The sequence below is a fragment of the Sphingobium sp. AntQ-1 genome (assembly GCF_028538045.1).
In the GTDB taxonomy this organism is placed as follows: Bacteria; Pseudomonadota; Alphaproteobacteria; order Sphingomonadales; family Sphingomonadaceae; genus Sphingobium; species Sphingobium cupriresistens.
This window is the reverse complement of sequence record NZ_CP117158.1, coordinates 361,416-384,591: the sequence shown is the minus strand read 5'-3', so window position 1 is coordinate 384,591 and position 23,176 is coordinate 361,416. Positions and strand designations below refer to the sequence as shown.

Sequence of the window (23,176 nt, the reverse complement as noted above, 5' to 3'; positions counted from 1 at the left end):
GCCATGATCCTGGTTCTTGCGACCGTGGCCTCTGGAACGACGGCGCGCCTTCGATAGCGATCGTCCGACGCACGTCTGGCGAGGGCAGTTCTTTGCCGGCCGCTGGAATCCGGGCGCGCGCAAATCCGCCTCTTTACCCTTCCGACCACATCGCTGCCCGGTGTCCGGCACGAACCCGAGACGCCGTGCGGCACCCTCGAAATCACCGAAAGGAAGCACCCCATGCGAAACAGTGCATCCGCGCTGGCTCTCCAGCTGAGCCTCGACTTCGACCAGATCGTTGCGTCCGCCAGCGAGGCCATTGCCCGCGACATTCGGGAAACGGCGCTCCTTCCATCGGCCGCGATCTCCCTCACCGCTGCCGCATCGCCAGTTGCGTCCTTCGACTTCTCGCTCGCTGCGGGGCGGGACTTGGCGCCATCCTGGAAGGGCCGCGCACGGGACAATGTCGAGGCGATCAAGCTTCTGAACCTCCTGGATCAAGAGCAAAGACCGGCGACACCGGCCGAACAGGAGCGCATCGCCAGGTTCATCGGGTTCGGCGCTTCCGAGCTTGCGAACAGCATCTTCGCGGATCGCTCGGAGACATTTCGGGAGGGCTGGGAAGACCTCGGAAAGAGCCTGATCACCGAAACCACCGACCGCGAGCTCCAGTCGCTCAAGCGCGCTACGCAATATGCCCACTACACGCCCGAGTACATCGTCCGGGCCATGTGGGACGCCACCCGGATCCTCGGCTTCAGCGGGGGGCATATCCTTGAGCCGGGATGCGGAAGCGGCCTGTTCATGGGGCTTCGGCCGCCCGATCTCTCCGATGGTACGGTGTTCGTCGGCATCGAGAATGACCCCGTCACCGCCCGCGTCGCCAGCGCGCTCTATCCCAACCAGGTCATCCGCTGCATCGACTTCGACAAGGCATCGCTGCCCGGCGATTTCGACCTGGCGATCGGCAATCCGCCTTTCTCGAACCTCTCTATCCACAATAAGACGCAACTCGGCCGCCTGGGTCTGTCGCTCCACGACTTCTTCATCGCGAAATCGCTCGAACACGTCCGGCCAGGCGGCATCGCGATGTTCGTGACGTCGCGATATTCCCTCGACAAAAGCGACCCGAAAGCGCGGCTCCATATAGATTCCATCGCCGATTTCCTCGGCGCGGTGCGCCTGCCGAGCAAGGCCATGAGGGAGGAGGCCGGCACCGACGTCGTCGTCGATATCCTGCTCTTCCAGAAGCGCGCGCCCGATACTCCGTTCGCCATGCGAAACTGGATCGAACTGGCCGAGGTTCCCGACAGCGACGAAGGGTTCGGGTCGCTCCGGATCAACAGCTATTTCCTCGACAATCCCGACCATGTTCTCGGCGTCCACCAATGGCAAAGCGGCCAGTACGGCATGGAATATTCCTGCGCGGCCGAGCCCGGGGTCGACCTGAGGGACGCGCTCTCGTCCACCTTGTCGGCGATCGCATCAAGACAGGCAGGCATCTATCGCCCCGTCGAGCGCACCACGTCACTGCGCGACAAGTTCGACGTCACCTTCGACCTCGACGTCGGCACCGCCGCCGACGAAGCGGACTTCAAGGAAGGCAGCTATCTCGCTTCGGACGGCATTCTGCGACAGATCGTCAACGGACTTCCGACCGCGGTCGAGGTGAAAAACGGGCGCGGCGGGTCGGGCATGTTCGCCAAGCATGCCAACATCGTCAGGGGGCTGATCCCCATCCGGGATACGGTCCGCGCGATCCTGCGCGCCCAGCTCAATGACCGGCCCTACGCCGACTGCCAAGAAAAGCTGCTCAGCCACTACAGGCACTTCATCAAGAAGCATGGGCCGATCAACCGGACCATCACCAGCATCCGCATCGATCCGGAAACCGGCGCCGAGAAGGAATATCCGCGCCGCCCGAATCTTCAGCCCTTCCTCGATGACCCCGACGTATGGCTGGTAGCCTCGATCGAGAATTATGACGAGGCGGATGACGCCGGCACGCCGGGTCCCATCTTCACCGAACGCGTCGTCAAGCCGCCGGTTGTCCAGGAGATCCAATCGGCCCAGGATGCCCTGGCGCTGTCGCTCCATGATCGCGGCCGCGTCGACATTCCGCTGATCGCCGGGTTGCTCGGGATCACCGAAGTCGAAGCGCTCGCCGACCTTGCCGGTGATGTCTATCTCGACCCCGTCCGCAGCACGCCCCATTTCGACAATTGGGTTCCGGCCGACGAAGCCCTTTCGGGGCCTGTCCGCACCAAGCTGGCCCTCGCGCGCGCGAAGGCCGAAACCGATCCGCGGTTCAATGCGACCGCAACCGCTCTCGAAGCCGTCCAGCCCGTCGATCTCAAACCGAGCGAGATCACGGCGCGTCTCGGGGCGCCCTGGATTCCGGTGGACGTCATCGAAGCGTTCGTCGCCGAAGCCATGGAGGTCCAGACCCGGATCCGTCATACCGTGGCGCTCGCGAGCTGGACGGTGGACAAGGCCCCGTTCCTCGGACACGTCAGTTCAACCTCGACCTGGGGCACTGCGCGCCGCAGCGCGGCCGACCTGCTCGAAGACGCGCTCAATTCCCACATACCCAAGATCTACGACATCCACCGGGAGGCGGACGGTTCGGAGCGCCGGGAACTCAACACGACCGACACCGAAGCCGCAAAGGAGAAGCTGGCGGCGATCAAGTCGACCTTCGAGACCTGGGTCTGGCAGGAAAGCGATCGCGCCGACCGGCTCGTGCGGATCTACAACGATGCCTACAACAACCTCGTACCCCGCGCATTCAACGGCAAGCATCTGCATCTGCCGGGCGCATCGACGGCGATCAGGATGCGCGATCACCAGAAGCGCGTCATCTGGCGTATCCTAGCCGCCGGCTCGACCTATGTCGCCCATTCGGTCGGCGCAGGAAAAACCTTCAGCCTGTGCGCCGCCGTGATGGAGCAGCGCCGGCTAGGTCTCGTGAACAAACCGATGATCGCGGTGCCCAATCACTGCCTGGCCCAGATCGCGCGCGAGTTCCTGATGCTCTATCCCACGGCACGGATCCTCGTTGCCGACGATACGAACTTCGTGCGCGAGAAGCGTCAGCGATTCCTGGCGCGCGCGGCAACCGGCAGCTGGGACGCGATCATCATCACGCATGATGCCTTCAAGTTCATCCCGACGCCCGCCGCATTCGAGAAGCAGCTGATCGAAGACCAGCTCGCCAGTTACGAGGTGCTGATCACGGGCATCGACAACGAGGATCGTGTCTCCCGCAAGCGCGTGGAGCGCCTGAAGGAAGGGCTGAAGAACAGACTCGAAAATCTGCAGGCCCGCAAGGACGACCTCGTGCATATCGGCGAGATCGGTATCGACCAGATCCTCGTCGACGAAGCCCAGCAATTCCGCAAGCTGACCTTCGCGACAAATCTGGGCGACCTCAAAGGGGTAGATCCGGCGGGTTCGCAGCGCGCCTGGGACCTTTATGTGAAGAGCCGCTATCTGGCCGGGATCAATCCCGGACGCGAGCTGATCCTCTCGTCTGGAACGCCGATCACCAACACCCTCGGCGAGATGTATACGCTGCAGCGCTTCATGCAGCCCGACGAGCTCACCGCGAAGGGCTTGCACGAGTTCGACGCCTGGGCGGCGAACTTCGGCGACACGCGCACCGAACTCGAGCTGCAGCCGAGCGGCAGCTACAAGCCGGTCACCCGCTTCTGCGAGTTCGTGAACGTCGCCGACCTGATGGCGATGTACCGCAGCGTGGCCGACGTCGTGCTGAAGGACGATCTGCGCCAATATGTCCGGCTGCCCACCATCAAGGGCGGGAAGCGGAAGATCATCGTCGCCAAGTCGGGCGCGCCCTTCAAAGCCTATCAGAGGGTGCTGGCCGGACGCATCAAGGCCATCGAGAACCGCAGCGGACGGCCACAGAAGGGCGACGACATCCTCTTGTCGGTGATCACCGACGGCAGGCACTCCGCGATCGATCTCCGCTTCGTCGACCCCATGATGGGGAACGAGGAGGGCAACAAGCTCAATCTCCTGATCGAGAACGCATACCGTATCTGGCACGAGACGCGCGCCTATCGCTACACGGACCCCGAAACCGGCAAACCCTACCCGCTGCCCGGCGCCGTACAGATGATCTTCTCCGACCTCGGCACCGAGGCCGCGCTCGAGACGCGGGGCTTTTCCGCCTATGTCTGGATCCGCGATCGACTTGTCGCAATGGGCGTGCCCGCGGACCAGATCGCGTTCATCCAGCACTACAAGAAGAACAGTGCGAAGCAGCGCCTGTTCAACGACCTCAACCAGGGACGAAAGGGTTTCGTCGTCGGCTCGACCAGCATGATGGGCACCGGGGTAAACGCGCAACAACGCCTGATCGCGATGCATCATCTGGATGTCCCCTGGCTCCCCTCCGATATCGAGCAGCGCGAAGGCCGGATCGAGCGCCAGGGGAACCAGAACGACGAAATCGAGCTCTACGGCTACGCCACCAGCGGCTCGATGGATGCCACCAACTGGCAAATGCTCGAGCGCAAGGCGCGCTTCATCAACATGGCCATGTCGGGCGACCGCTCCATCCGGCGGATCGAGGACGTCGGTTCCAACGTCAATCAGTTCGCCCTGGCAAAGGCGCTCGCATCCGGTGACGACCGCCTGATGAAGAAAGCTGGTCTCGACGCCGAGGTGGCAAGACTCCTGCGCCTGCGCGATGCGCATATCGACGACCAGTTCAATATCCGCAGGACGATCAGGCGAACGACAGATGATATCGAGACCTGCCGCCGGCAGATCGCCTGGCTGGAATCCGACATTGATCAACGTATTCCCACCGATGACGACGAGATCATCTTCGCTTCCGACGGCACGATCATCGCCGACCGCAAGGCCGCCGGGGAAAAGATCCTCCGACAGGCTCACGAGATGCGAGCGAGCGGCATTCCCACGCGCCAGATGCTCGGAAGCTTCAACGGCATCGACCTGGAGATTTCGGGCTATGAGGCCAGAGATGACGACGGGGATCGGTGTATCTGCACCACGATCGCCATTCAGCACCACGGCGAACATCGCGGATTCGAAGTCACCGACAAAACGCGGTCGAGCACCGTGGTTGGCCGGATCGATTCTTCCATTCGCAATCTCGACGCCGACCTCGCCAAACTGAGGGCAAACCTCGAAGCCGATGAACGGCGCCTCCCGGCGTTCGAGGCGCGCCTGGGTCAGGAATTCTCTGACACTGAATTGCTCGAAGACAAACTTCGGGAACTCGCTGACCTCGAAGCCGAGCTGGCAAACACCAAGGGCGAGTTCGAACCAGGCAACGATAACGCGCCCTTGGCCGAGGGCACCCAAGGCGACCTGCTGCCCGACCCGGCTGTCTCTGCCGCCTGAGGGCACCGATGGAGCGTGACCTAAGTCCTCGCCAGAATCCATATGTGAAAGGATATCCTATGGCTGATCACACGCGATCCGCGCATCTCGCGCTGCTGGCGCGCGCCAAGACCGCCCTGGCACCCCATGCCGGGGCATCCGGTGACATTGCCGACACCATTGCCGATCTCGACGCCGCCATGGGACGGATCAACCAGATGCCAATTCCCTGGGGCCTTCCTGTCCATCTCGCCATAATCAGCCATGGTCACGGGACCAATGTCGCCGCCGCCGTCAGCCACAAGGGGCTGGTGGAACAGGTGGCGGTCTTCTGTCGATCGCGATGGGGTGAGATCAACGACAGCCGTGATCCCGACCGCGTCGATGATCCCGCTGTGGTGCGCGACTATTTCAATCTTCACCCCGAAGACCAGCTCCTCAGCCGCATGGAGTGGATCGAACCGGAAGTCGGTTATGATCGCGAGCGCCTTGAGATCGGAAACTATCTCGCCTTGTCATCGCGCCATGTTTCATGGCCGACGACCGTGATGATCGACGAGTGGATGACACGCGAACCGTCCGACCGTCCCTTGAGCATCGCCGATACGCATTATGGCTGGCTTATATGCACCATTGCGTCCTCGTTCGGCGACCCATCCGCGATTCCGGCCGACCTCACCGATACGCTGACATTCGCGCAAGAAAAGGGTTGCGACTACCTGATCCTGGATCGCGATGCCGCCGCGACCGACCGGCTGCCACATTTCGAGTGGTGACCACCTGACGGGAGGGAAGGGGGGAGGGGATTTGGGCGGGCGTGAAGATGCGTCCGGACCCCAGGAGAAATCCCCATGTCCTATGACCTGGCCTTTCGGCACCAGCAGGCGCTCGACCCTTCGGCGCTTCCTACCCTGGCAACCGCCCTCTACGCGCTCAATGCCGCGATCGAGGACTCCCGCAACGCCGGGCGACCGCAAGACAGCGATCCGGCCGTCATCCTGCTCGCACGCCACCTCGGCACCATCGCCTCGGAGATCGAGGACTCCGATGTCGAACTTCGACGTGCCTGCATCGACGCCATCGCCGATATTCGGCGCAAGCCCGCACTGATCGCGCTGGCCCACAAGGGCGTCGCCTATGACGAACCCGCGAAGAAGCTGTTCCACAGCGACGGTCGCAAGGCATTGCGCGCGCTGGCCGACGCGCTCGGCCTCGCTGAAGACAGTTACGATATTCGTTCGAACCGTGGGGGCATCGCCGTAAGCGGTGAAGTGATCCTCCACGGCGTGAGCATCTACGTGCAGCTCAGCCTCGGCGCGATGGGTTTCAGCCGCGAAGTGATGTTCCGCAAGGTTGCCGGCCCCAAGGACTATGTCGGCGATCGCAACAACTGGGCATCGGTCGACGAGCTGGTCCAGCCGGTGCGATTTGCGGCGCGCATCCGCCGCGAACTGCATCTTCCCCGCTCCGACGCTGCGGCAACGCTGCTGGTCGCCTGAAGGAGATCCACCATGGACATCATCGTCGCCCGTTCCCGCATTGCGGGGACGCTGCCTCACTATGTCTATCGCGCGCTGGTGCCCGCCGACACGGTATCCGCCGAACGCCGGGCGCTTACCGGTACCGTTGCCGGCCCGAAAAGCGTCGGGCGCGTCCCATGCGTTCGCATTGCCCCGCTGCTGGCGCCGGTGCGCTATTTTGCGATGGAACATGCCGAGCGAGGCGGGCTTGCTCCCCGCATCGGTCTCCTCGCGCGCCGGATCGAGACACTGATCATCCGAGCCAATTTCCCCGAGATGACCGCAGGCTCGCTGCCCATCGTGTTCCAGCTCGATGATGACCCCGGTGATGCGTTCACCTGGATCAATATTGACGATCTTACGGACGCTTTCGACCGTCTCGAACCCGATTTCGACATCCTCACCGCCTTCGATCTCGGACTTCGCGACGCCGATGGCCGCCGCGCCGCGTGACGCCGGGCGCCCAACTTCCCTCACCCCGAACCGGAGAATCCATGTCATGACCGTTATCGGAAACAATTTGATCCGCAGGGTCGAAAGGTTCGACGGCTATGAAATCCTCGCCCATCCGCTTCCCAGCCGCGACGACCGCGTCTTTCATCGCGGTGAATTCGAAGCCTCACGCGTCTCGGTCACCTATGCCTCCCATGATGTGCGGATTGCCCGACCGACGGGCACCGGGAGCAGAGGCCGACTTGCAATCCTGATCCACCATGGCGGTGGCCGTCATGTTCTCGAATTCTACGAAAGCGCGTTGCCGATCGCTTCGGCGCTGCTCGCCCTCCCGGAGCGGGAGCAATATGCCCTTGCCTATACGCTCTTCGAGCAGGCGGACGAATGCGCCGACGGCGCCCGCGCCGCCGAAGCAAGGCGATGGGCCGATGCGTTCTTGGACGGCCGCATTCGCAAACGCCGCAGCGGCGGCAAGCGCTATGTCCATATCGAAACTCCGGACGAAAAGACGCTTCGGCTTTCCTAGCCCTGCCTGAAGTTCGGGTTCCCGCCCGACCAGTTCGCCGGCTCGCCGCCAGGCGATCGCTCAGACCCTCAAGCCATCAGCCGCGCCGATCCCCCATCGGCGTGATGCACCGATTTGCCCCCGGCACATGACCGCCGCGCCCCTTGAAAGGACGATCAATGACCAGCTTCACCGCAACATATAGCCCCGAGGACAACAAGATCCGCCTCTATGCGTCGTCTCGTCTCGACGCCGAGACCTATGCACGGGTCAAGGAGGCTGGCTTCCAATGGGCCCCGAAGCAGGAGCTTTTCGTTGCTCCCAAATGGACGCCGCAGCGCGAGGATCTTGCCGTCGAACTGGCGGGCGAGATCGAAGCCGAAGAGATGACGCTCGCCGAACGCGCCGCGATCAAGGCCGAACGTCTCGACGGCCTCGCGCACAAACGCCACGCCGAAGCCAATGCCTTCGCCCGCCGTGCCGACGAGCTCTCGCAGGCCTTCCATATGGGCCAGCCCATCCTTGTCGGTCATCATAGCGAGCGCGGCGCGCGCAAGACGCAAGAGCGCATGCATTCGGCCATGAGCGCCTCGAGCGACGCCGAGAAGGCCGCGACTTACTGGCTCTACCGCGCCACCGGTGTCGAGCGCTTCGCCAATATGAAGAGCGATCCGCGCACCCGTGCCAACCGGATCAAGGCGCTGCTGGCCGAGCTTCGGGACCTGCAACGGGGTATCAATACGGCGCATGCGGCGCTGGCGATCTGGGATCTCTTCACGACCGACGAACAAATTCGCCACGCGCTCGGCAACGTGGAAACGCGCAAGACATGGTCGAATTACGACCTCTACTACAAGGTCGACAAAGGCGAGATCACGCCGGCGGACGCCCGCCAATCGTGCATCGAGGGGGCAACCCTCGCGGTCAATGGCCCGGTCCGTCGCCGATGGATCGAGCATGTTCTGAACCGGCTGGCGTTCGAGCGTTCCATGCTCGGCGACGTCCCGCACTATGACGGCGAGCTGACCCCGGTCATCATCCAGGCGTTCGCACGCGAGCAGGGCGCCGAAGTCCCGAAATGCACCGTGCCCCATGCAGGGGTTTTCCGGCTGGAAAGCCCGGTTCTGCTTCCCGCCCACATCGCCCCGGAAGCCTCGCTCGCCTTGAGCGAGGATGGCTGGCGCGATCTCATGCAGGCCAGCGGCTACACCGTGCCCGCCAGGACGGCGCGCCGTGTCTCGGCCAAACCCGACGCCGTGCCGCTGATCAATCCGTCAGAGGAACAGGCCGAGCAGCTGCAGACGATATGGAACCTGCATATGGTCGCGGCCTGCAAGGGCAAGCACAGCGCGGCCAAGCCCAACTCGATCTATTCGACGACCCAGACCACCTATTCGGCCAATTCGAAGGGGGATTACGCCCCTTTCAAGACGATCGAGATCGCCGCCGACGGCCGCCGTGTGCGGATGGAATGGCAAAGACAGGAACGCGTGCGCTCCGGCGAGCCGGTCGCCCGCATCCGTATTTCGACGATCGGCGCCGAGTTCTACAAGCCCGACGCGCTTCTTGTCATCACCGACAAGCCGAGCAAGCCGCTGCCGATGGACCTCGACGCCCTCGAAGCAGCCGCGCGCCAGGCGGCCGGCGAGGAGGAGGCGGCGGCATGAAACCGGGCGTTTACACGCGGCCCGCCAGGCCGATGCGGATCACGGTGAAGTCGCGGCCCGGTTTCGCAAATGTTGAGATCGCGCGAGCGCCCGAGATCATCGCCGTCGATAGTGCCACCGAATGCCATGTGACGCCGCCGGATGTCGCGGCGCGCATGGTGCGCTATCTTGGCGAAGTCGGCGACTATCTGACCCTCGAGCCGAGCGCAGGGACCGGTAATCTCTCGCGGGCCCTGATCGAAAGCGGGCACAGCCGCTACGAACTTGTCCAGGTCGAGCGCCATATCAAGCTTGCGGCACAGCTCCACCGGTTCGGGACCGTGATCAACCGCTGTTTCCTCGAATATGCCGTCGACGTGCGTGGGAAGGTCCAGTTTCCCCGTGTCATCATGAACCCGCCGTTCCGCGACGTGCGCAAGCATATCGCGGCGGCTCGCGACCTGTTGGGCCCCAACGGACATGGCGAGGCACCGACGCTGGTCGCACTCGTGCCGATCACCTTTCAGACCGACGACATGGAGACGCTCGAGCACCTGCCCGATGACACGTTCGCCACCGCGAAGGTGCGGACCAAGATCATCCGCATTCGCTCCGACCCGCATCCGACGGAATCGGGACGAAAGCGGTGGTCTTTTGAACCGTCGCCGATCGCACCCAGCGCAATCTCGACCGTGGATCTTGCTGGCCCAGGCTCCGACCAGATCGCCGCCTGATCTTTTCCCCAAGCGAAAGGACTTGCATCATGCAGGACTCCAATTGCGCCTTCGCGCTCGAAACCGCGGCCTGCCTCTGGGAAGCGGTGCTGTCCCTGCGAGACCATCCTGTCACCAATCCGGCCGACATCGAACGCGCGTTGCTCATCCGTGAATCCTGCAACGCTATCGGCACCGCCGCCCTGCGCATGACCGTCATCGGCTGGACCGATGCCGTTGACGCGGCTTGGGCCAGCGTCGCCGACGGGTATCTCGGATGCTTCGACTGGGATTTCGTTCCCGACTGGATCATCCGTCATGTCGACTGGTCTGACCCGTGCCATCCCTTGTTTCGACAGGAGCCTGGCCATTCCCGCGAGCAAGCGGACGAGACCGGAGGGGAGAAAGCCGGGGATGGTTGCGACGAGGATGTCGCTGCAAATCCGGAGGCCTTCATGACCTTTCCTACCACGATCAAGACCACAGTCGGTCAGTCCCTGATCACCAAAATTGGACGTTTCTTCAATGGAAGCGTGTCCGACTGTCTGGCCGAGGCAATCCAGAACAGCAGGCGCGCCGGCGCGACCCGTATCGATATTGCCAGGATCGAGAAGAACGACCGTCCGGTGCTCCGCATACGCGACGACGGGCGCGGCATTGCCGAACCGGCCAAGTTCCTCACGCTCGGCGATTCCGGGTGGAACGAGGACATTGCCCGCTCGGAGGATCCGGCCGGCATGGGCGTGTTCAGTCTGGCGGGCCGCCACGTCACCGTGCGTTCCCACGCGGCCGAACTGGGTGCGGCCTGGCAGGTGACCATCACGCCCGACGCATGGGAAAGCGGCAAGCTCCTCGATCTTATCCCCTCCTCCCTCGGCCAGGGCACCGAAATCGAGATCGACTTGCCGGAAAGCTGGGCAAGCGCGCTCGAACAGGCGGTGAAGGACGTCGCGCGCTTCTACCCAGTGCCAATCTGGTTCGGCGACCACAGGCAGTCCCAGGAGAGCTTCCTGCGGGAAGCGAAACGCGTCGAGGAATGGAAGGGCTACCGCATCGGCATCTTCGTCGACGAATATCATCTGAACCGCGAAAAGGTCCGGATCAACTTCCACGGTCTGACCGTGCCTTGCCGCCTGCCGCATATCCATGACGCCGACGGCGGTCGCGGCTGGTATGCCAAGGTTGACATCGTCGATGCGCCCCAGCTCCAGCTCGTGCTCCCCGCGCGCAAGGAAATGGTGCAAAACGCCGCCCTCGATGCGCTGCGTGACGCCTGCGAGGCGGCGATCTTCCGCACGATTGCCCGCGAAGGCCACCACCGGCTCTCCCACGCCGATTGGCTGCGGGCGATGGCGCTGGGCGTGACCTTGCCCGAAGCTGCGCCCTGGCTCAACGCATGGACGCCGCGCACCGCGGAGACGGACAGTGTTCTACTCGGCGACAGGGTGGCCGGCGAGCCGATGATCCTGATGCCAACGGACCAGCCCCATATCGAACAATGCGTTGGCCGAGCCATCGCTTCGGGCCGGCCGCTCGGCGCGACGCCGGTCCACCCGGTCGGCGATTTTACGGGTTACGGCTGGTATGATGCCTTGCCGCGCGCGCTCGGCTATTCCTTCCGGATCGAACGAGGCGAGGGCGATGTCTTCGACTATGCCGCCGACACACAGCTACCACCGAACCTCGTCTCCGGACGCGTCGATGGAATCGCGCTCGAACTTGCCGTCCAGGAAACGACTGTTTCCGATGCCCCCGCCGAAGTCATCGCGCTGCCCGCCGACCTTCTGATCGTTCCCGGCGATTGCTGGACCGATCTCGAAAAGGTCGGCATCCTGCTCAGCACCGACTGCGCGATCACGCCCGGCGAACTTGCTTCCCTGCTGGAACGCGCCTGTTTCTATCCAGATGAAGACAGTGATGCCGACAGCTATCATACCCAGCAGGCGGCGTTCGATATGCAGGCACGCTTTACCGCCAATCTGCTACTGCTCGGCGAGGACGCCGCGATCATAGAGCGGGTTCGCGAGGCAATGCGCGAGCATGTTTCCTGGCTGATTCCGAAGGACCGCGCGATCGCTGTGCGCGCGGTGAATTACCAGGTGGACGCTGCCTTCGCGGACAAGGACATGGCGCCGGCGATCACCACCGCCTGAACCGCTTGCTCCACGCCAATCTGCTCACGATCGAGCAGGGCAAAATCGACTAATATCCGCTGCGAAAGCGACCGCTCGCGAACCGTCAGCGCTGCTCAGGCGGCGGTGCCCATGACTCCTGCCATCGCCGGTCTCGCGAGCGGCCCATTCGCACTTCACGACATCGCCATCAGGGAGACACAAGATGGCCAACACTTATCTGGAAACGGCGTTCAATGTGCCGGTCACGCCCGAAGAGGCCGCGTTGCTCGAAGAATGCTTCGCCACCACCGCGGAGATATCTGCCGGGTTCGCCAGCATTCCGCAGGAGGAGCTTGAGGCCGCGAAAACCTGCTATGCATCTCGCAGCGGCCTGTTCAGGGCGACCTTCCCACCGCAGGCCGACGAAGACGATCCTTTCGCGACATTCCTTGGTCTCTGGTCCGATCCCGATTTTCCCTGTTTCGACGCAGACCTCACTGTAAGCGCCGACCCCGGCGGCGAAGGACAGGTCGCTTACATTCATGGTCACGAGGTCGATATTTCGGCACTCGCATCCCTGATCCAGAGAGTCTGCAAGTCGGCGCTGCCTTTCGGCTTCGAATGGGCGCTGGTGACCGACCAGGACAGACCGGGTGGATTCGGTGGCGGCTATTTCGTCGTCACCGAGACCGAAATCCTCGGCGGCTCGACGCATTGGCTGATGCACGAGACCCTGCAAACCTTGCGGGCGGGAGCGTGACCATGGCGGACACGATCAGCGCCAGCGTGACGCTCTATGTCGAGGTTCTCGATCCGCAGGCCATATGGGATCACGCCCACAGGGCATATGCCTTGGCGCATCTCGACCACAAGATCCATGACGAGGCACAGCCGACGCGCCTTGCCGAAGAGCTTCTTGCCGAGTTCGTATCCCTCTGCGGCACTCGCAAAGAGCCCGACATCGGCGATTGTCTCCGCATGATCTTCGACCCCGGCGAAAGCCCGCCGGGAATCCTGATCGAGGACAGCTCGGCCGAGGTGGAGGGCCGTTCATGAAATCCGTCCTCAAACGGCCCTGCAACGAATGCCCGTGGCGCCGCAACCATCCGGCCGGATGGCTTGGCGGCTATCGCGCCGAAGACTTCACGGAGCAGATCCAGTTCGATGGTCCGCCGCTGCCTTGCCACAAGACCATTCCCGGAGACGGGAGCGATGCGCGTGCCATGTGCGCGGGCGCCCTCATCTTCATGCGAAACTGCGCCAAGGGCGCGCACCATCCCGATTATGGCGACGCACTCGAGACGATCGAGCCGGATGCGGAAACCGTGTTCCAATGGTCGCAGGAGTTCCTGGACCATCACAACAACCCGCAGAAGTGGATCGAGCGCATCCGCGGCCAAGTGAAGAACCGGCGGTGACGCCGTTTCGGCCACTGATCCACCGTGACCGATCGAAGACCGCCGTGGAGGGAAGGGGGCGGGGCGTGGTCGCGACGAAGAGTTCGCTGCCCACCCGGAGGTTCTCATGCCATTTTCCACCACGATCCCTCTTGCCGACCGCCGGTCCAGGGTTGGACCTGTCGACAGACGTTCAGGATCGCTCCCCGACATTCTGGACGAACTGCTCCGCATCGCCCAGCAAGCCGACGCCTATATGAGATCCACGTCGAGACGTTCGACTATGAGGGGCGTCCGATTCCCTCCGTCTATGACAATGGCTCGGGGATCGAGAGTCCGCGAGACTTGCTCGCACTGGATGCGATCGGGTGGCGCGGATCCCTGTCGCATCCCGGAAATGGTGACAGGATAGCACTTTCAAGCCTCGCGGGACGCCATGTGATCGTTCGGTCGGGTCCCGATGAAACCGAACGCGGATGGAGCGCGACGATACCTCCCGAAGCCTGGACCGACACAGCGCCGATCACGATCGAGCCCGACGCCGGTCTTCGCGGCACCAACGTCATGGTCGAGATTCCGGTCGAAGAGCGCGTGGGGCTTGAAGAAGCAGTAGGGGCGGCCGCACGGGACCTGCCGGTGCGGGTTTACTTTCACGCCAGATGGAAGAACCGCCCCTGATCCCGACAGATCAGGCGATCGCCACGCATGCGTCGCCCAATCGGTCAGGACCGAATTCGCGGATGACAGCACGCCCGCGCGCAACGCCAGCAAACAATCCTTTCCCCACCCGGTCTGACCAAGCCGGCGCCGCGCCGGGCCGGGCAACGCTTCCAGGAGCGCACCCATGATCGATGACCAATTTGATGCTCTGGTCGACGACGCCACCCATGCGGTCAACAATCTCATCCCCGACCGATGGCTGAACATGTTGGGCGGGACCGACCGGTCGAACCTGCTTGTCCAGATCAATGACGCGCTGACGCCGATCCTGCGCGACGCGTTCGATAACCTTGTGCGCCCGAGCGATATTCCGACCCGCGCGTCTACCATCGCCGCGATGATCTGCGAACTGATCGAAACCCATATCGCCAAATGCGACGAAAGCGGCGATTGCGCCGAAGACCGGCCATCGCATGTGATCTCGCAGGTTCACGGCACCAGCGCGAACATCGACAGCATCGCCAGTTGCGACATAGAAACTGGGACGCAAATCTACCTTGTGCTGGACGATGGCGCCGCGTTCCGCATCACCGTCGAAGCGGTGTCCTCATGATCGACATGAACATGGCGCTTCGAGCGCTCAAGCGAATAGCGCTCGCTTCGAGCCACCGAGAACTGGACGCCGCCAGGATCGAGGCCGCCGATATCCTTGATCAGGCCGGTTGGACCAGATCGGCACGTATCGTCATCGACACCATCGGGCTTCCCATTGTCCGCGACGATGGGGATCGCCCACCGAAATAGGGCCTGCTCCAGCACCAGCCTCGCCCGCTCGGCGGACGCCAGCGCTACCGCACCGCAAATCCACATGGAGAATATCATGGCCCCTCTGTCTCCGCTCAGGGCGCGTTTGGCAGGCTTTCCGCACGCATATGCCTGCGCGATCCAGCGCTGGACCGCCACCGGCCGCAACCAGTTCGTCATCCGAACCCGCAATCCCATCCAGCCGTTCCGCGTAACGGAGGCGCTTCCGGCCAATGACGAAGATCTGGTCCTGCGCGTCGCCTGAACTCGATCTCCGATGGGGCAGCTCAGCCCGGTTCGTCGCCTACCTCCGCTCTCTTACACCGTCACCAAATCCCGGATTCCTCCAATACCCTGCCGGAGACCCGACATGCGTATCAGCCATCTTCAGGCGATCGCCGACATCCTGCTCGGCGATGCCAAAACCCTTGCCCGCGGCTATCATGAGATCATGACTGGCGCCGGCGCGGACTTCGACACCGCGGAGGCACGCAGACGTTGCGCAATCGCCGTCAATGCGGTCGGCCTGGCAATCGACACCGATCGCTACCAGTCAGCCCTGAACGCGCTCGCAGCGCGACCGCGCGTCGAACCAAAATGCGATCGCTGTGGCAGCAACGAACTGATCCGCGACGCTTCGGCCGAATGGGACTGCGCAGCCCAACAATGGGTGCTCGCGGCCGTCTATGATTCCACGATCTGCCAGACCTGCGAGGCCGAAAGCGATTCCCTCTGCGACTGGAAGCCCTGCGCTCCCGACGCCGGACAGCCGCTCGCCGCCGCGCCCGCGCCGATCCGTGACCCGGAGGCCCACCAGGCCCAACACGAAAGCAATTCCCATCAGTGAAGTCGGGAACGCGGACCGGTCCCGCGTCAACACGGTCCTGTGGGTAATGCCCGCCGTCGTCGAGGATCGCACCCGCAGAAGTTCTTGTCGTGCGGAGCTGACGGCGATGCCGGCAAGCTTCCCCCGATCACCGACCGTCACGAGGCAATCCAATGAATAGTGCCGATCAATATCCGATAAAGCCGGGCATGTGGATCAGAACGGAGGAGGACGAGAGACTCCTCTTTCGACGATACTCGTCGACCGGCCATTGGGGGTTCTTTTCCGAGAGCAACCACCACACCGCGCGCGAGCACAAGCTGCCGCTCGCTGGTCTCAAACCCTGGGACAAGGAACGCCGGACATGAAAACCCATGCCATGGCGAGCGGACTTCGGATCACGCTGACGAAGACCGAATTGCAGGCCTTGCTCAACCTCGCACGATATGGCGCAGACCAACTCGACACCGCCCGACATAATCATATCCTGCCCAGAAGGCAGGAAGCCGTGGCGGCCGACGTCATTCAGGGCCTCGAATGCGGCCTTGCATCGGTCCAATGGAAGCAGGCAGAGGCCAAGGCAAGGCGAGAGCAGCCCAAGAGGGACGCCGAACGCCGCGCAGCCCGCGAGCACCATGCCCAGATCGACGGCTATTCGGTTTGGGCCATGCTCGGTGACTGGACCGACATGTCCGATGATCCCGATCGGCGCCAGTGGGCGGATATGTTCCACCCCGACACCAAACCTCGCGAGCAGGGCGAAATCCGGCGCAATGTCTGGCGGATTTTCATCAGCAAGGGCAGCGCGGCATTGGACGACCTCGTAGTTTTGTCCGGCGATTGCACGACGACCGCCGATCGGGACGAGATCGAACAGCTCGCACGCCGGATCATCGCGAACCATCAGGAATGACAGCCTTCGTGACGTCCGGCCGCCTCGGCTGACAACGGCCTACAAGGACGGGGGCTCCCTCAAAAACCAACCGCTCCACGCCCACGGTGCCGGGCCGCCGAACGGATTCCCGTGGCCTCGGCCGCATCCCACAAGGATCCCAGACCATGCCCGAACTCATGGAAATCGAGACTTATCGGCTCGAAGAACTGTCCGAGCGCGCGAAGACAAACGCCCGCAGCTGGTATCGGGAAACCGGCCTTGACTATGACTGGCATGACTTCACATACGATGACTTCGAACGGGTCTGCGACATTCTCGGTGTCAGCCTCAAGACCAATATCGTGCGCCTCCATGGCGGAGGGACACGCAGGGAGCCGCGCATTTACTTCACCGGTTTCTGGAGCCAGGGCGACGGTGCCTGCTACGAGGGCTTCTACTCCTATGCGAAGAGCGCCCACCGTCGGATACGGGACCACGCGCCCCTCGACACCGAGCTTCACCGCATCGCCGATGCGCTGCGGGCCGTGCAGAGCCGCAACTTCTATCAGCTCAGCGCCGATGTCTCTCACCGCGGGCGCTACTATCACGAACACAGCATGGCGATTTCGGTCGAGCGCGACGGGATCTCCCAGGACATGACCGCCGATGCCGAGGGGGCCATCGCCGAAGCGCTCCGCGACCTCGCCTGCTGGCTCTATCGCGGTCTTCGCGCGGAGTATGAATATCTCAGTTCCGACGAAGCGGTCGACCAAAGCATCAGTGCCAATGGCTACAGATTCACCGCGTCCGGCGAACGCTTCGTGCGCACCGCATAGCCAATGCAGGCGCATCGACCGCCCACGACAGGAGATCCGACAAATGACCGGAACCGTTCGACCGTCCGCCAATGATATCCGGCAGCTGCGAAACGTCGCCGAGCAGATCGCGCAGGGAGAAAGGGTCGCGTCCCGCTACACGATCGAGATCGCCGAACGCTTTCATCTCACGACCGGCCGAACGGCCCTCAATATCCTCGCGATCAGTGACGATCCCGATTGGGCGGACACCGACCTCAACACGACACATCCCTGGTCGCGGGTCCACGAGCGTCATGAGCTTGTGAATGGCCGGGCGCTGTTCGATCTCTACGTCTATGAACGGCCCCTTTTGGGGAGACCGGCGTCCATCCTTCCATCGGCCAGAACCGCCAGCGGTTGTAGAAATGCTGCGCATTGCGCACGATGTCTTCGACATGCTGCAACGGTGGATCAAACACCGTATGGTGCTGATGGAAAGCGCCTGCTCCGCCTATAAAAAGCAGGGGAACGCCAGCGCACTGTGCTCGAAATCCAAAGTCTGTATCCTCCGCGACCTTGTCTGCTGCGTTCAGGCGGAACTCGATACACGAGGTCTCGCTGCGATCCATGCTGACAGCGCAAAGGATATCTAGCGCCGGCTGGACTGATCGGGAGCCATGAAGCGCGCCATATCCGATCTGTTGCGCTGGGGCCGGGAAAGAGGCAGGTCAGCCGGCTACGACCTACCCCTCCCGCACTTTCGAGCTACTGGCCGAGAATATCGGCAATCGGCCGCGTCATGTCGACACGCCGCTTCATGAGGTCGGTGAGCCAGCAAAGATGCGCGGCCGCGTCGGCCAGCGGCAGTCCGCAAACTTCCTCGAATAGCTCCCGCTGATAATCGAGGTCGCGCGCGAGGATGCTTCGCAGCCGCCGGCGCGCGGGGCTGTCGCCATCCTCGATTTCTTCATTCGCTTCACGCGCCGCATCGAGAAATGCCTCGGCCAGTTCCTGCGCTTCATAATAGCCGCCATCAAGACCCTCACTCATGGCAAGGCTCGCCAGCCGGCGGCGTACCAGCAGCAGTTCGGGATCCACCGCTGCATCGTCGAGCGGCAGGTTGAAATCATATGCGGCGAGATAGTCCCGGATCATGGTTAGCTCCTTGAGCTGGCGAAGGAACATAGAATGAACAAGATTGCAACCTCTGTCCCGGTTATGCCATGAGTCAGCGCATGCCTCCTTCGATTTTCTTCACCCTTCTCGCTTGCCCTTTCGATGACATTGCCGTGCTTGCGGACATCGGAGGTTCTCGGTCGTGACCGACAGCAAGCCCCCGCTGCGTTTGCGCGGGATTGTCCGAATGAGTGATCGCGGGCCACTGCTGGAAGTCGCGGATGGCCTGGTCTGGCGACTCGAAACGCGTGACGATTTGCATGCTCATCGGGACCAGAATGTCCAGATCGAAGCCTGGCAACGCGGACCGAGCCTGCTGGAACTGCTCTGGATTGGTCCTGCTAGCGACTAGCATTGCGTTTTTCGGTTTAGGCTGATTTCTACCGAGGATATCTCGGGCATGTAACTCTGCTCAGTGCATGACGATATGGGGGCGATTTGTATCTATTGCCGCAATGGACCGAAAGGGCCGACAAACGCGGCCTCGATCCGCTTGGAATGCAGAACAGCGGGGTTGTGCTTTACCAGTCGCTCCTCCCCGGCATCAGCAACGTCACCCTGCGGATGCGCTATTACGGCTATTATTGCTGGGTGAGCGAGACCTATGCTCGCCGCGGCGCCACCAGCGATTTCGAGGCCTGGCGCACCTGGGTGCGGCGCGCCGAAGCGCTCTATGCCCTGGTCTCCGCGCGGGCAGGGGAAACCGGCGTGGGCGGCGTCGACTGGGCCAACCGCCGGTTGGCCGCGGAAGAACGGGTCATCGACTTTGCCGCCGCGGCCTCCACCGACGCATCGCAGGAACGCTATCTGCGCCAGTCGCTCGGCGTCTTCGGCGGCGCCTACTACACCCAGATGGCCGAATTGGGCCTCTTCACCGAGAACCGCCACGGGATACAGGTCGCCACCCGCGATCTCGGCCGGCGCGCGGCCGGCCTGTTCGCCGACGCGATCGGACCCGATCTCGCAAAGCTCCTGCGCCTGAAGATCGCAGATGCCCGCGTCAGCATCCGCGACCTCAATCGTCTCGAACCGATCGCGCCCTCCCAGATCCAGTTGGAAAGCGAGGAGCGCAGCTTCTACGAAGCCCTTCTCTTCGCACGCGAGCCGTCGCCCGCACAGGGCGCGGCAAGCCGAGCCGCCACGCTCACCCTTATCCTGGAGACCGCGCGCGCCATCGAGGAACAGCCTGGACCGGAGGATGTCCGCTGGCACCTCTTCAATCCGCCACAGGCACCTTTGCTCGAACCTCTCGAGACGCAGCGCCTCAACTGGGAAGCCTATCATTGCCAGGATCTGATGCAGGTGGCATCGGCCGCCCTGCTTGCCTGGGCAATCACGATCATCAACGCGGACGGGCAGGGCCAAACCCTCTCCGATATCCGCGCCGAGGTGGTCGCCCATTTGACCGGGCATGACGAGGACGCGTTCGCAGGGAGCTGGCGCGACCTGCGCCTGAGCCTCGATCCGGGGACCTTTCCATATCAGGCCATGTGGGATGACCTGACGAGCGCCCGCGGCGCGCCGGCCGACAAGGCTGTTCCTGCCATCACCCTGATGGCTGCCTTGCACCAGCGGCTTCGGACACGTCCCGATCTCGCCGATGCGGCAGCGCGCGGCTTGCCTGGCCGCGATCCTGCACGATCGCTCCGCACGGAACTCGACTGGCTCGAAAGCAGGGAGACGGACGGTGTCGTCAACCGGATCGCCGACTATGTGATCGTCCGCGTCGTCCGCCGGCATAGCTGGGTCGCCATGCAGAAGCTCCGCCGGCAGCGCGACTACACCTTCCTGTTCGAACTGCGCGATGGACGCCTCTTCTTCCTCGCCGGATATCAGCCGGTCGCCACCACGCCCCGCCTTGCGCCCGCCATCCAGTTTCTCGAGGACATCCATCTCCTGGACGAGGATGGGCTGACCACGCTCGGGCTCGACGCGCTGGAGACCTCCCGATGAGGTTGCCGGATCGTCTCGGCCGCCGCCTCGGCCGTCCCTTTCACAGTGCGATCGCCACGAGCTTCGCAGTGGAGTTCGCTGCTGTCGAACAAATCCTCCTGCCTCAGCTGATGGCGAGCGGCGCATCGAACCTGCTCCTCATCACCGACGCACGCATGGCGTCACTCGCCCTTTCGGACGGATCGATCCTGCCGACAGCGCTCGGGCGCGACTATGCGCTCCACAGTCCGCCAGCCGCCGACGGGATTTTCCACCCCAAGATCATCCTTCAGATCGGCCGTGACAGCGCCCGCGCCTTCGTCAGCTCCGCCAACCTGACCGCGGCGGGCCTTGCCGGAAACGCCGAAGTCTCGATCGAGATCGAGTGCAAGGATGAGGACGGTCCCGAGCGCGAGATCGTCCGATCCATCTGGCGCTATCTTAACGCGCTCGTGCCATCCGAACCGTCGCCTGCCCGAGAAGCCCTGCGCTGGGCGGGCGAGCGCGCGGCGTGGCTCGACGGTCCGCCCGGTTTGGTCCTGCAGGAGCTGGACGACGGTTCGGCGATCGCGTTCCTCCACGCCCCAGATGAAGCGGGAATCGGCGATCACTTCGTCTCGTTCGTCGGAGGCGACAAGGTTCAGTCGCTGGTGGTGATCAGCCCCTATTGGGACGACGATCTTTCCGCCCTTGCCGATCTTTCCCGGCGTCTCGCGCCCAAGCGGATCATCCTCCCGATCGACAGCACGAGTCACGAGTTTCCGACCGACGCGCCGTTCGCCAGCAAACCCCGTATCGTCGAGCTTGGCTGGCCCACCCGGCGCTTCACCCACGCCAAGATCCTCATCGCTTCCACCGCGCGTCACGACCATATCCTGTTCGGAAGCGCGAACTGCACAACCCCGGCGCTGGGGCGGGCAGGGGCCATCGGCTCCAATGCAGAGGCCTGCATCTATCGGAGGCTACAGCGCGGGGCTGCACGCGAAGCCCTCGGGCTCGATCGCTGGCTCGACGGCGATGTCATCGCGCTTGCCGATTTGCCGCCACGCACCCCATCGACACCCATTCCCCTTAAGGCAATCGAAGCGCGCCAGCCCGGCAGCTTCGATCTCGACGATGATGTTCTCATCTGGCGCCCGGCGCGCGGCGGGATGCAGGAAGGCGAGGTCCAACTCCTCGACAATGGAGCAAACCTGCTCCTGTCCATCCCGGGCGCGTCCTTCCACCATTCCGGCGACACGCGCACGGTGCCAATCGATCCGGCGCTCCAACGGACGCTGTGCTTCGCACGCTTCGTCTCTGGCGACTTCAGCTCGACCATTGCCCACGTCACACACCGGAACGCATTGCGCGGACGTCGCAGGGAAGTGGCGACCGGGGCTGTCGCTCGCGCGCTCGCGCCGTTCACCGATGGAACCGATTTCGATCTCTGGATGCACCAGGCCTTCGAAACCCTCGCCCGGGCCGACTTCGAGCAAGCGACCAATGCGCCTCGGATTGCGGCCAAACGCAGTCCGACGCGCAAAGCCGATGGCGAGGTCGAACCCCCGGTCGCGCTCAGCTATGAGGAATTCGTGCAGGCGCGGCCTGTCGGCGGGCGGTCGGGCGCCGCTGGCGCGAACAGTCTCGCCGGGACCTACAGCGACAGCATCCGCGATTTCCTCAATCTGCTCTCCGGCCGAACTCCCGCTCCTACCGCTGGCGAAGACGATGATTCCGCCTATGACGAGCTTGCGGAAGAGGGCGGTGACGCTGATCTCGATGATGGCGCCGACGGTGGCGACCTTGAGCAGCCGCGCCAGCCGGACGAGGAGCCGAATGATCCCGCCCCGATCGACGGGCGCCTCTATGAGCGCCACGTTATCGGCTATGCCGAGGGTCTCGAATGGGACGAAGAACCGCTCGGCCCGAGTGATGTCCTGCGACTGCGCTTCTGGATCCTATTCCTCCTCTATAAGGCCCGCTGTCCCGATCTCCCTCACGGCCTCGACGGTTCGAGCGCCCCGCTATCCTGGCCGCGCTTCATCGTCCGTATCCTTGTCGCCTTCTTCTGCGGCCGCACGCCGGCGATCACCCGGCTCATGATCGCGCGTGACTATAGTGGCATGCCCGTCGACTTCATGGAGTGCTGGATCACCGTCCTCTGGAGCCTCGATGCGATCGAGAATTCCTTGGCCGACCGGCCCAAGGAACGCCAGTTCCGCAAATATATCCCCGAACTGCGCCGGCGCGTGGTCGCCCTGCTCGGGCTCTCACCCGACGAGCTGGCCGGGTCGGTCGCCGCCGAGGTTCGCGAAGGGCTCGACCGTTCGATCGGACAAAGGCTCACTCTTGTCCCATAAGCCACCCAAGGAGAGCGCCACGCTCCGCAGGGCCTTGCCGCAAGATGCCCGATGGGAGACCG

General features: G+C 63.4%; 23 protein-coding genes. 22 read left to right on the top strand and 1 reads right to left on the bottom strand.

Going from position 1 to position 23,176, the window contains the following annotated elements:
* Window positions 1-222: 222 nt before the first annotated feature.
* The 19 genes from sphantq_RS01895 to sphantq_RS01805 all read left to right on the top strand — a co-directional run bounded on the left by sphantq_RS01895 (window position 223) and on the right by sphantq_RS01805 (window position 18,181).
* Window positions 223-5,376, top strand: a complete 5,154-nt coding sequence (locus sphantq_RS01895; RefSeq protein WP_272799442.1) for a lactate dehydrogenase — start codon at window positions 223-225, stop codon at window positions 5,374-5,376.
* Between the two features lie 59 nt (window positions 5,377-5,435).
* Window positions 5,436-6,131 carry a DUF5983 family protein gene (locus tag sphantq_RS01890; RefSeq protein ID WP_272799441.1) on the top strand — a complete coding sequence of 232 codons (696 nt, stop codon included), beginning with the start codon at window positions 5,436-5,438 and terminating at the stop codon, window positions 6,129-6,131.
* A 75-nt stretch (window positions 6,132-6,206) separates the two neighbouring features.
* On the top strand, window positions 6,207-6,854 hold the full coding sequence (locus sphantq_RS01885) for a hypothetical protein (protein WP_272799440.1): 648 nt from the start codon (window positions 6,207-6,209) through the stop codon (window positions 6,852-6,854).
* Window positions 6,855-6,866: 12 nt separating this feature from the next.
* Window positions 6,867-7,328 carry a hypothetical protein gene (locus sphantq_RS01880; RefSeq protein ID WP_272799439.1) on the top strand — a complete coding sequence of 154 codons (462 nt, stop codon included), beginning with the start codon at window positions 6,867-6,869 and terminating at the stop codon, window positions 7,326-7,328.
* Complete coding sequence (locus tag sphantq_RS01875) at window positions 7,309-7,854, top strand: hypothetical protein (RefSeq protein WP_272799438.1); 546 nt, start codon at window positions 7,309-7,311, stop codon at window positions 7,852-7,854. The genes sphantq_RS01880 and sphantq_RS01875 overlap by 20 nt, the downstream gene beginning before the upstream one ends.
* 158 nt (window positions 7,855-8,012) lie before the next feature.
* Window positions 8,013-9,500, top strand: coding sequence for a DUF3560 domain-containing protein (locus sphantq_RS01870; RefSeq protein WP_272799437.1), 1,488 nt, complete (start codon window positions 8,013-8,015; stop codon window positions 9,498-9,500).
* Window positions 9,497-10,213: a methyltransferase type 11 gene (locus sphantq_RS01865; RefSeq protein WP_272799436.1), complete on the top strand. Its 717-nt coding sequence runs from the start codon at window positions 9,497-9,499 to the stop codon at window positions 10,211-10,213. Before sphantq_RS01870 ends, sphantq_RS01865 begins: the two co-directional genes overlap by 4 nt.
* Window positions 10,214-10,242: 29 nt before the next feature.
* Window positions 10,243-12,345: an ATP-binding protein gene (locus sphantq_RS01860; RefSeq protein WP_272799435.1), complete on the top strand. Its 2,103-nt coding sequence runs from the start codon at window positions 10,243-10,245 to the stop codon at window positions 12,343-12,345.
* A 184-nt stretch (window positions 12,346-12,529) separates the two neighbouring features.
* A complete protein-coding gene (locus sphantq_RS01855) occupies window positions 12,530-13,066 on the top strand; it encodes a hypothetical protein (protein ID WP_051519863.1) in 537 nt (178 codons plus the stop codon).
* A 2-nt stretch (window positions 13,067-13,068) separates the two neighbouring features.
* Window positions 13,069-13,362, top strand: coding sequence for a hypothetical protein (locus tag sphantq_RS01850; RefSeq protein ID WP_043149860.1), 294 nt, complete (start codon window positions 13,069-13,071; stop codon window positions 13,360-13,362).
* Window positions 13,359-13,724, top strand: coding sequence for a DUF6283 family protein (locus tag sphantq_RS01845; RefSeq protein WP_272799434.1), 366 nt, complete (start codon window positions 13,359-13,361; stop codon window positions 13,722-13,724). The genes sphantq_RS01850 and sphantq_RS01845 overlap by 4 nt, the downstream gene beginning before the upstream one ends.
* Before the next feature lie 417 nt (window positions 13,725-14,141).
* Window positions 14,142-14,381 carry a hypothetical protein gene (locus sphantq_RS01840; RefSeq protein ID WP_272799433.1) on the top strand — a complete coding sequence of 80 codons (240 nt, stop codon included), beginning with the start codon at window positions 14,142-14,144 and terminating at the stop codon, window positions 14,379-14,381.
* Window positions 14,382-14,547: 166 nt separating this feature from the next.
* On the top strand, window positions 14,548-14,976 hold the full coding sequence (locus sphantq_RS01835) for a hypothetical protein (protein ID WP_048577618.1): 429 nt from the start codon (window positions 14,548-14,550) through the stop codon (window positions 14,974-14,976).
* A complete protein-coding gene (locus tag sphantq_RS01830; protein WP_043149864.1) occupies window positions 14,973-15,167 on the top strand; it encodes a hypothetical protein in 195 nt (64 codons plus the stop codon). The genes sphantq_RS01835 and sphantq_RS01830 overlap by 4 nt, the downstream gene beginning before the upstream one ends.
* A gap of 76 nt (window positions 15,168-15,243) precedes the next feature.
* Window positions 15,244-15,432, top strand: a complete 189-nt coding sequence (locus sphantq_RS01825; RefSeq protein ID WP_043149990.1) for a hypothetical protein — start codon at window positions 15,244-15,246, stop codon at window positions 15,430-15,432.
* Between the two features lie 105 nt (window positions 15,433-15,537).
* Window positions 15,538-16,014, top strand: coding sequence for a hypothetical protein (locus sphantq_RS01820; RefSeq protein WP_272799432.1), 477 nt, complete (start codon window positions 15,538-15,540; stop codon window positions 16,012-16,014).
* A gap of 343 nt (window positions 16,015-16,357) precedes the next feature.
* Window positions 16,358-16,906, top strand: coding sequence for a hypothetical protein (locus sphantq_RS01815; protein WP_272799431.1), 549 nt, complete (start codon window positions 16,358-16,360; stop codon window positions 16,904-16,906).
* Between the two features lie 146 nt (window positions 16,907-17,052).
* The gene (locus tag sphantq_RS01810) at window positions 17,053-17,703 is read left to right on the top strand and encodes an antitoxin of toxin-antitoxin stability system (RefSeq protein ID WP_272799430.1); all 651 of its coding nucleotides are present in this window, start codon (window positions 17,053-17,055) and stop codon (window positions 17,701-17,703) included.
* 43 nt (window positions 17,704-17,746) lie between these two features.
* Window positions 17,747-18,181: a hypothetical protein gene (locus tag sphantq_RS01805; RefSeq protein WP_272799429.1), complete on the top strand. Its 435-nt coding sequence runs from the start codon at window positions 17,747-17,749 to the stop codon at window positions 18,179-18,181.
* A 248-nt stretch (window positions 18,182-18,429) separates the two neighbouring features.
* Here the strand turns inward: sphantq_RS01805 and sphantq_RS01800 are convergent, their stop codons facing one another.
* Window positions 18,430-18,819 (bottom strand): hypothetical protein, encoded by a 390-nt coding sequence (locus sphantq_RS01800; protein ID WP_043149992.1) that lies wholly within the window; start codon window positions 18,817-18,819, stop codon window positions 18,430-18,432.
* A gap of 163 nt (window positions 18,820-18,982) precedes the next feature.
* Here sphantq_RS01800 and sphantq_RS01795 point away from each other — a divergent pair, with 163 nt between their 5' ends.
* The 3 genes from sphantq_RS01795 (at window position 18,983) to sphantq_RS01785 (ending at window position 23,114) form a co-directional block, all read left to right on the top strand.
* Window positions 18,983-19,192, top strand: coding sequence for a DUF5818 domain-containing protein (locus sphantq_RS01795; RefSeq protein ID WP_043149874.1), 210 nt, complete (start codon window positions 18,983-18,985; stop codon window positions 19,190-19,192).
* 86 nt (window positions 19,193-19,278) lie between these two features.
* A complete protein-coding gene (locus tag sphantq_RS01790; RefSeq protein ID WP_272799428.1) occupies window positions 19,279-20,793 on the top strand; it encodes a hypothetical protein in 1,515 nt (504 codons plus the stop codon).
* Window positions 20,790-23,114: a hypothetical protein gene (locus sphantq_RS01785; RefSeq protein ID WP_272799427.1), complete on the top strand. Its 2,325-nt coding sequence runs from the start codon at window positions 20,790-20,792 to the stop codon at window positions 23,112-23,114. Before sphantq_RS01790 ends, sphantq_RS01785 begins: the two co-directional genes overlap by 4 nt.
* Window positions 23,115-23,176 lie beyond the last annotated feature (62 nt).

Excerpts from the sequence above, each read along its gene's own strand:
- sphantq_RS01865 (WP_272799436.1), top strand. The coding sequence starts at position 9,497 with ATGAAACCGGGCGTTTACACGCGGCCCGCCAGGCCGATGCGGATCACG.
- sphantq_RS01805 (WP_272799429.1), top strand. The coding sequence starts at position 17,747 with ATGACCGGAACCGTTCGACCGTCCGCCAATGATATCCGGCAGCTGCGA.
- sphantq_RS01800 (WP_043149992.1), bottom strand. The coding sequence starts at position 18,819 with ATGATCCGGGACTATCTCGCCGCATATGATTTCAACCTGCCGCTCGAC.
- sphantq_RS01810 (WP_272799430.1), top strand. The coding sequence starts at position 17,053 with ATGCCCGAACTCATGGAAATCGAGACTTATCGGCTCGAAGAACTGTCC.
- sphantq_RS01850 (WP_043149860.1), top strand. The coding sequence starts at position 13,069 with ATGGCGGACACGATCAGCGCCAGCGTGACGCTCTATGTCGAGGTTCTC.
- sphantq_RS01820 (WP_272799432.1), top strand. The coding sequence starts at position 15,538 with ATGCGTATCAGCCATCTTCAGGCGATCGCCGACATCCTGCTCGGCGAT.
- sphantq_RS01870 (WP_272799437.1), top strand. The coding sequence starts at position 8,013 with ATGACCAGCTTCACCGCAACATATAGCCCCGAGGACAACAAGATCCGC.
- sphantq_RS01855 (WP_051519863.1), top strand. The coding sequence starts at position 12,530 with ATGGCCAACACTTATCTGGAAACGGCGTTCAATGTGCCGGTCACGCCC.
- sphantq_RS01895 (WP_272799442.1), top strand. The coding sequence starts at position 223 with ATGCGAAACAGTGCATCCGCGCTGGCTCTCCAGCTGAGCCTCGACTTC.
- sphantq_RS01885 (WP_272799440.1), top strand. The coding sequence starts at position 6,207 with ATGTCCTATGACCTGGCCTTTCGGCACCAGCAGGCGCTCGACCCTTCG.
- sphantq_RS01835 (WP_048577618.1), top strand. The coding sequence starts at position 14,548 with ATGATCGATGACCAATTTGATGCTCTGGTCGACGACGCCACCCATGCG.
- sphantq_RS01875 (WP_272799438.1), top strand. The coding sequence starts at position 7,309 with ATGGCCGCCGCGCCGCGTGACGCCGGGCGCCCAACTTCCCTCACCCCG.
- sphantq_RS01845 (WP_272799434.1), top strand. The coding sequence starts at position 13,359 with ATGAAATCCGTCCTCAAACGGCCCTGCAACGAATGCCCGTGGCGCCGC.
- sphantq_RS01825 (WP_043149990.1), top strand. The coding sequence starts at position 15,244 with ATGGCCCCTCTGTCTCCGCTCAGGGCGCGTTTGGCAGGCTTTCCGCAC.
- sphantq_RS01880 (WP_272799439.1), top strand. The coding sequence starts at position 6,867 with ATGGACATCATCGTCGCCCGTTCCCGCATTGCGGGGACGCTGCCTCAC.
- sphantq_RS01890 (WP_272799441.1), top strand. The coding sequence starts at position 5,436 with ATGGCTGATCACACGCGATCCGCGCATCTCGCGCTGCTGGCGCGCGCC.
- sphantq_RS01860 (WP_272799435.1), top strand. The coding sequence starts at position 10,243 with ATGCAGGACTCCAATTGCGCCTTCGCGCTCGAAACCGCGGCCTGCCTC.
- sphantq_RS01830 (WP_043149864.1), top strand. The coding sequence starts at position 14,973 with ATGATCGACATGAACATGGCGCTTCGAGCGCTCAAGCGAATAGCGCTC.
- sphantq_RS01815 (WP_272799431.1), top strand. The coding sequence starts at position 16,358 with ATGAAAACCCATGCCATGGCGAGCGGACTTCGGATCACGCTGACGAAG.
- sphantq_RS01785 (WP_272799427.1), top strand. The coding sequence starts at position 20,790 with ATGAGGTTGCCGGATCGTCTCGGCCGCCGCCTCGGCCGTCCCTTTCAC.